The sequence below is a fragment of the Psychromicrobium ferritrahens genome, assembly GCF_043789415.1.
GTDB lineage: Bacteria > Actinomycetota > Actinomycetes > Actinomycetales > Micrococcaceae > Renibacterium.
This window is the reverse complement of sequence record NZ_JBDLLW010000003.1, coordinates 340,172-347,754: the sequence shown is the minus strand read 5'-3', so window position 1 is coordinate 347,754 and position 7,583 is coordinate 340,172. Positions and strand designations below refer to the sequence as shown.

The window sequence follows — 7,583 nt, the reverse complement described above, 5'->3', positions numbered from 1 at the left end:
CATGGTACTGCACTCGGAAGGGTGTGGGAGAGTAGGACACCGCCGGACAACACCTCAAAAGGATCAACCCCTAGCAACGACGCTAGGGGTTGAACCACTTAAAACACAACACACCACCCGGGCACACACCACTCGGGCACCCCGGCGCACAGGCACCAAACACAGGACACCCCGACGCCCCAAGACAGCACCACCCGACACCAGCCCCCGCGCCACACCAAAGCCACAACGCGCGCACCCAGCAAACACCTACCACCCGCGCGGACGGCTCTCCGATTCGAACAGCTGACGGTAAACGCAGTGACTAAGATGAGTTCATGTCTTCTCACGAGTCCTTCCTTTCTGAGCTGCGTGCTTTACTATCCGAAGGCGCTGTCAGCTCAGCAGCAGAAGACCTGAACTTTTACTCCGTGGATCAAGGCCCGGTAGTCGACCTTCAATTACCCTTGGCCGTAATTTGGCCAACTGAGGTGTCCGACGTTCAGGCCGTGCTGAGATTAGCCGGTAAGCACGGTGTATCCGTGGTCAGCCGCGGTGCCGGGACCGGCGTCTCGGGCGGGGCACACGCCACCCGGAACTCAGTCATCCTGAGCTTGGAACGGATGAATCGGATTCTCGAGATCCATCCCGAAGATGAGATAGCCGTGGTGCAGCCCGGTGTGATTAACGCTGAACTGAACGAAGCCGTCAAACCCTATGGGCTGATGTATGCACCTGACCCCGCCAGCTACCGGCTCTCCACCCTCGGCGGCAATATAGCCACCAACGCTGGTGGCCTGCGCTGCGCCAAGTACGGCGTCACCCGTGACTCGGTGTTAGCTCTTGACGTGGTATTAGCCGATGGCTCCCTCATCCACACTGGACACCGAACGTTCAAGGGCGTGGCGGGTTACGATCTCACCGGCCTGTTCGTCGGTTCCGAAGGAACGCTCGGCATCGTGGTCGGCGCGACGCTGAGGCTGAAGTATCTGCCGGTTTCCTCGCGGACCCTGGCTATCTTTTTTGAGGATTTCCGCACCGCTGCCGCCGGCGTTCTCGCAGTAGGCAAGGCCCGGGTTCAGCCAGCAATTATGGAGCTTCTCGACGGAGCGTCGATGCAAGACATTGACAACAGAATGCATTCCAGGCTGCGTAGTCGCGGTGGTGCATTGCTGCTCATTCAGACGGACGGTTTTGCAGCTCAGGCTGAAGCAGAGGCAGTGGCCGCTGCGGTGGCGCCGCTGGGTGGCACTCTCTATCAAGAAGACCCGGAGGAGGCCCATCGACTTCTCGAGCTGAGACGTAACTCCCGGGGAATGGATGCCGATTTGGAAACCCGGGTTGGCGAAGACGTCGCGGTACCCCGATCCAGGCTGGTCGATTACATCGCGGCGACTGAGCTGCTAGCCGCCCGTCATTCGGTGAACGTGCGCGTGGTCGCTCATGCCGGTGACGGTAATCTGCACCCCACTTTCTGGATTCAAGACGAGGATCGGGAGGGCATCAACAGACTTAATGCGGCGCTCGATGAATCGGTCGAATTAGCACTGGCCATGGGCGGTACGATCACCGGCGAACACGGAATCGGCCAATTCAAATTGCGCTGGCTCGGCCAAGAGCAAAGCCTCGAGGTGAGGCAGCTGCAGAGCCGGCTCAAACTGCTCTTCGATCCCGAGCAGCTACTGAACCCCGGCAAAGCGATCTGATTCCGCAGATATCCCGATGATGCCGATGATATATTCATACGCAGTGATATGTGCCACACCGAAACCGTGAGAACTCAGTGAAATTAGATAAGCCTAGAATCCGAAATGCCAAAGCACCGGCGGTGCTCGTGCTCAGCGCACTGGCTCTGATCGGAGTGGGCTCTACTGCTCAAGCTGATGAGTTCGGCACGACGGCTCCGCCGAGCAGCAATCAGACCGAGGCTCCCGCCAGCCCTGGCACCGGCACCGCGATCCCCGCCCCACCAGCCACTGAAGATGCCCCCAAAGCTCCGCAGCCAGGGAGTGGTGGTTTGATCAAGCCAAGGCCGACTCTGCCTTCGCAGCTGGCCACCCCGGCCCCGGAAGTGAAAATCACTGAGCAGCCGGCTCCCACCGTTCAGACCCTTCAGCCCAGTAGCAGCCCGACTTCGGCAGCGGCGAGCAGCTCTGCTAGCTCGAGTACCGCGAGCGCGACAAGCAGCGAAAGCACTTCCGCCCGGCCCAGTAATAGCGTTACCCAGCTATCCAGCGCGCCCGCGCCTGCCTCCGCCAGTGACAATCATCCGGGTCCCAATCTACTGGTCGTGCTGTTGATCGTGGCAGCTGTTGTGGTGGTTGCCGGAGGGGCAGTGGGGATATTCGCGCTCAATAGGCCGAAAGCCGCACACCACTAAAAACTTGCGCCTCTTCGTCCGTGGAGCCGCTCAGGAGGGCTTTCCTAGGATCCGGATCAGCGGATCCGATGAGGCTGTTCCTGGTCGGGATATTCTTCGGCGGCATTATCTTCGGCGTCGTTCAGCACGCCGCCCTCGAGGAGCTTCATGGTGTCATCGTCTGCGGTGATAATGAGTGCGGCCTCGTCCCTGCGATGCCTCAGTACGGTATCGAGGTAGGACTGTACTGACTCGGCCAAGGGCACATTCCGATCTAATTTCTCGGAGATATACCAGCGGTGCTCCAGCACTTCGTGAACCACCTCGGCGGGTTCCAGCTTCCCGGAGAGCTCGCGGGGAATGGAACGCACGATCGGCTCGAAGACATGGCGCACCCAGGAGTGCGCACTGATTTCCTCATCCAGATCGGGGTTGTTGTCCGCCCGGTATGTATCTATGTCGTTCAACAGGCGTCTTGCCTGGTTCTCCTGAGCGTCCAAGCCGGTGAGCCGCAGTAGCCGCCTCTGGTGATGGCCGGCGTCCACGACCTTGGGCTGCAATTGGATGGTGGAACCCTCGGGATTGGTCTTGATCGCGTACTCTTCGACGTCGAAACCGAGTTCGTTGAGTCGCCGGATTCTAGCGCCAACGCGCCAGCGTTCGCCCAGCTCGAAGGATTCCTGATCGGTCAGCTCGGCCCACAACCGGCGGTAGGCATCCATAATCAGTTCACTGGTGGCCACTGGATCGACTTCGCCGTCGATCAATCCGCCCTCCAGCAGGTCCATCAACTCGCCGGCGATATTGACTCGGGCGATCTCCAGATCGTATTCGCGCTGACCACTTGAGAGATCGGGATAGAGCTCACCGGTTTCGGCGTCCACCAAATACGCGGCGAAGGCTCCGGCATCGCGTCGGAAAAGCGTATTGGAGAGCGAGACATCACCCCAATAGAAGCCGATCAGGTGCAGCCGGACCAGGAGTAGTGCCTGAGCGTCGATCAGCCGGGTCAGAGTGTCTTTGCGCAGCATCTGGGAGAAAAGCGCTCGGTAGGGCAAGGAGAACTTCAGATGCCGGGTGACCAGTACCGGATCCAGAGCGACGCCTTCCGCGGTACGACGCCCGGTGATCACCGCCACCGGTTCGACGCAGGGCACATCAAGCCGCTGCAACTTGCGCAGCATATGGTATTCATGCCGAGCTACGTGTTCCCCGGTCTCCTTGATCGCGATGACCGAATCGCCGAGGTGAGCGAAGCGCACCACGTGACGTGAAATGCCGCGAGGCAGTGCTGCCAGGTATTCACTCGGCCAGTCCTCCAGTCGGAGATGCCAGGGAAGATCCAGCAATTCAGGATCGCTGGCGGCCGCCGTGATATTGAGCGAACCCAGGACGGAACTGGGAACCTCGGATTCACGAGGTAGTTTTCCGTGCTGATCGAAGTTGGTGGGCTCGTCTCGCCATTGGGCGTCGGTCATAGCTGTTCTTTCTCGGGACGGCGATGGCTCCGAACGTCATCGCGCTTGGGCGAGGCGACGTCCGGAGCCATCTTAGCTACTAGCTTCTCTTAGAGTGAGATGCCGCGTTAGTCTCCCAGGCGGAGACCCGAGGCGCTGTCGAAGAGGTGGACGTGGCCCTGCTGGGGACGGACGTGCACGGTGTCGCCCTTGAGCGGTGGGCGGCGGCCATCGACGCGAGCGACGATGTCGTAGTCCTTGCCGTCCAGCGTGGTGTGGCCGTAGATATAGGCGTCGGCACCGAGCTCTTCGACGACGTCGACCTCAACCGGCAGGCCCTCGCCGTTGGGATCCGTTTCCAGATCTTCCGGACGCACACCCAGGGTCACCGTATTGCCAGCCGCGTCGTTGAGCACCTCGCGAGGCACCGGGTAGACCACGCCGCCGAACTTCACTCCGCCGTCAACCGTGGGCAGTTCGATCAGGTTCATCGCGGGGGAACCAATGAAGCCGGCCACGAAGACGTTCTGCGGGCGATCATAGAGATTCCGAGGAGTGTCCACCTGCTGCAAGATGCCGTCTTTGAGAACCGCAACCCGGTCTCCCATGGTCATCGCCTCGACCTGGTCGTGGGTGACGTAGACAGTGGTGACGCCGAGGCGCCGGGTCAGCGAAGCGATCTGGGTGCGGGTCTGCACGCGGAGCTTGGCATCCAAGTTGGACAGCGGTTCATCCATCAGGAAGACCTGGGGGTTACGGACGATGGCACGGCCCATGGCGACGCGCTGGCGTTGGCCGCCGGAAAGAGCTTTCGGCTTGCGGTCGAGGTAGGGCTCGAGATCGAGCAGTTTGGCGGCTTCTCGGACGCGCTGCGCGCGCTCTTCCTTGCTGACGCCGGCAATCTTCAGGGCGAAGCCCATATTATCTGCGACGGTCATGTGCGGATAGAGCGCATAGTTCTGGAAGACCATCGCGATATCGCGATCTTTCGGCGGCATATCGGTGACGTCACGGTCGCCGATCAGAATCCGGCCCGCGTTGACGTCTTCGAGTCCGGCCAGCATACGCAGTGAGGTGGATTTCCCACAGCCCGAGGGCCCGACGAGGACAAGAAATTCGCCATCGGCGATTTCAATGTTCAGCTTGTCGACGGCGGGCTTATCAGTGCCCGGATACAAGCGGGTAGCGTTATCAAAAGTAACTGTAGCCACAGTTATCTATCCCTTCATCGGCAGGTACGTGCCGAACGATCCGTAGTGAATGGTTGATATTCAGTTGTCCATCCACTATTTCACACTTTCAGCGTGAGCAGCGTCACACTCGGTGTGGTTGGGTATGGTTCCGCCGAAAGCTCAAAAGCGTCCCCAATAGTTCTGCTGTCTCGGTCACTGAGCTGATCCGGAAGGCCGCTGCGGTCTCGCCGTCGCCGACTTTCACGCCGACGTCGTCAGCTAGCAGTGCGCGAAAGCCGTTCTCATCGGTGGTGTCATCTCCGGCGAAGAGGATCGCCGTCGCCCCAGTACGTTTCCGCAGCAGTTCCAGGCCCTGGCCCTTGTCCACTTTCAGTACAGCAGCTTCGAGGACTCGTTTGCCTTCGTGCAGCTGGATCGGAAGTGCCGCCAGAGCTTCGATCGCCGCGGTGACGGCCGCCTCGGCGGTCTCCTCGGCGCTTTGCCGGGTATGCAGCACCGCCCCAGCGGGCTTCAGTTCGACGGTGACTCCGGGATAGTTTCCGGAAACTCCTCGCAAGATCTCGGTGGTCTGCCGAACCAGGTCTTCTTGTTCCGGGGTGAGTGCAAGGGGCGAAGCTCCCGGGCCGAACCAACTTTCCGCACCGTGACTGCCGATCAGCAGGGTATGCTCCGGCGGGCTGGCGGACTGCCTCAAGCTGGCCAGGGCGCGGCCCGAGATGAGCGCCGTCACGGTGTCCGGAAGTTCGGCCAAGGCGGCGAAGGCCTCTGCATTGGCGGGCAGCGCTCGGGCGTCCTCGGCTCGGGGAACCAGCGGAGACATAGTGCCGTCGAAATCCATCGCCACCAAAAGTCTCGGAGTCCTCGCTAGTTGCTTCAGCGCGTTCTGCAAGTCAGTGCTGAGCATCAGACGCTACGGAGCTGGTTGAGGAATTCCTGGGACCAGCGCTCCACATCGTGATCCAGGATCTGCCGTCTCATCAATCGCATGCGTCGCGCCGACTCGGCTGGGCGGATGGTGATGGCAGCCATGATCGCGTCTTTCAAGCCATCGATATCGTGCGGGTTGGTCAGGATCGCCTGGCGCAGCTGGTCAGCTGCCCCGGTGAACTCGCTGAGCACCAGTGCGCCGTCGTTATTCGCTCTGGTGGCGACGTACTCCTTGGCCACCAAGTTCATCCCGTCGCGCAGCGCGGTGACCAGCATGACGTCGGCCGCTAAGTAGAGCGCGACCATTTCCTTGAGCGGATAGCTGTGGTGCAGATAGCGAATCGCGGTGTGCTGGATGGTGTCAAAGGTGCCGTTGACCCGGCCGACAGTGCTCTCCACCTCTTCGCGGAGCATCCGGTAGCTCTCCACCCGCTCGCGGCTTGGGCTGGCCACCTGAATGAGCGTCACATCGCCGACATTCAACCGGCCTTCTTCGAGGAGCTCGCCGAAGGCTTTCAGCCGATGCCTGATGCCCTTGGTGTAGTCGAGGCGATCGACACCGAGCAGCACGGTTTTCGGATTCCCCAGGTCTCGCCTGATCTGGCTGGCCCTTTCCTGAACCTCCGGAGTGGCGGCGAGGGCGGAGATCTGGCCAGTGTCGATGGAGATCGGGAAGGCTTCCGCGCGGGCGGTGCGCTCGCCGATCCTGATCTGGTTCTGCTTCACCGTGGCATTGACGTAGCGGCGGACACAACGCAGGAAATTGCTGGCGTCATTGGGGCGTTGGAAGCCGATCAGATCGGCGCCCAGCAGGCCTTCCAGGATGGTGCGGCGCCAGGGCAGTTGGGCGTAGATCTCCAGCGGCGGGAAGGGGATGTGGTTGAAGAACCCGATGCGTAGATCGGGACGACTCTCGCGGAGGAACTTGGGAACCAGCTGAAGTTGATAGTCCTGAACCCAGACAGTGGCACCCTGAGCGGCAGACTTGGCAACCGCGTCGGCGAAGCGATGATTCACCGTGCGGTATGACTCCCACCAGGTTCGGTGGAACTCGGGGGGAGCTATCACATCATGGTAGAGCGGCCAGAGGGTCGCGTTGGAGAAGCCCTCATAGTAAAGTTCGATTTCCTCATCACTGAGTGGAACCGGAATGAGTCGCATTCCATCGTGGGTGAAGGCATCCAGCTGTTCGTTGGGGGCGCCGTGCCAGCCCACCCAGGCGCCATCGGATTTGCCCATCACCGGCGCCAACGCCGTCACCAAACCGCCCGGGGAACGCCGCCAGTCATCTTTCTCGGAGCCTTCGACGCGGTCCACGGGCAAACGGTTGGAAACGACGATGAAATCGAACTTTTTGGTGCTCTTCTTGGATTTATCGTTAGCTGACATTGTCTGCTCCCTGCCGTTTAGTCCCGCTAATAGCTTATCCATAGTTGGCTGACAGCCGGTTTTCCGGCTCCTCGCGGAGTTTTGCGAAGGCCTCATGAGTTGCCCGCGATGAGCTCGAGGAAGGGCGTCAAGGCTTTGCGGGCCGGACTCGCAGACCGGGGTTGAAGCTGCTTTCGAGGCTGGGGGAGCGCTGTGGGTTTCAACAGATCCCAGGCCCGATGAGGTGTCTATGCGGGATTGCCTCTAAAATGGAGAAGTTGACTATTCACGGCGTGAGCC

At 60.7% G+C, this 7,583-nt stretch carries 6 protein-coding genes; 2 read left to right on the top strand and 4 right to left on the bottom strand.

Going from position 1 to position 7,583, the window contains the following annotated elements; all coding sequences use genetic code 11:
* The first annotated feature begins 317 nt into the window (after window positions 1-317).
* Together ABDK06_RS13640 and ABDK06_RS13635 are read left to right on the top strand one after the other, a co-directional pair.
* A complete protein-coding gene (locus ABDK06_RS13640) occupies window positions 318-1,685 on the top strand; it encodes an FAD-binding oxidoreductase (protein WP_394941932.1) in 1,368 nt (455 codons plus the stop codon).
* A gap of 77 nt (window positions 1,686-1,762) precedes the next feature.
* Complete coding sequence (locus ABDK06_RS13635; protein ID WP_394941930.1) at window positions 1,763-2,359, top strand: hypothetical protein; 597 nt, start codon at window positions 1,763-1,765, stop codon at window positions 2,357-2,359.
* A 56-nt stretch (window positions 2,360-2,415) separates the two neighbouring features.
* On the opposite strand, the gene ABDK06_RS13630 is transcribed toward ABDK06_RS13635, so the two are convergent.
* The 4 genes from ABDK06_RS13630 to otsA all read right to left on the bottom strand — a co-directional run bounded on the left by ABDK06_RS13630 (window position 2,416) and on the right by otsA (window position 7,304).
* Window positions 2,416-3,816 (bottom strand): DUF4032 domain-containing protein, encoded by a 1,401-nt coding sequence (locus ABDK06_RS13630; protein WP_394941928.1) that lies wholly within the window; start codon window positions 3,814-3,816, stop codon window positions 2,416-2,418.
* Window positions 3,817-3,923: 107 nt separating this feature from the next.
* Entirely contained in the window at window positions 3,924-5,006 is a 1,083-nt protein-coding gene (locus ABDK06_RS13625; RefSeq protein ID WP_394941926.1) for an ABC transporter ATP-binding protein, read from the bottom strand.
* A gap of 103 nt (window positions 5,007-5,109) precedes the next feature.
* On the bottom strand, window positions 5,110-5,892 hold the full coding sequence (gene otsB, locus ABDK06_RS13620; protein WP_394941924.1) for a trehalose-phosphatase: 783 nt from the start codon (window positions 5,890-5,892) through the stop codon (window positions 5,110-5,112).
* Window positions 5,892-7,304 (bottom strand): alpha,alpha-trehalose-phosphate synthase (UDP-forming), encoded by a 1,413-nt coding sequence (otsA, locus tag ABDK06_RS13615; RefSeq protein WP_394941922.1) that lies wholly within the window; start codon window positions 7,302-7,304, stop codon window positions 5,892-5,894. The genes otsB and otsA overlap by 1 nt, the downstream gene beginning before the upstream one ends.
* Window positions 7,305-7,583: the final 279 nt, after the last annotated feature.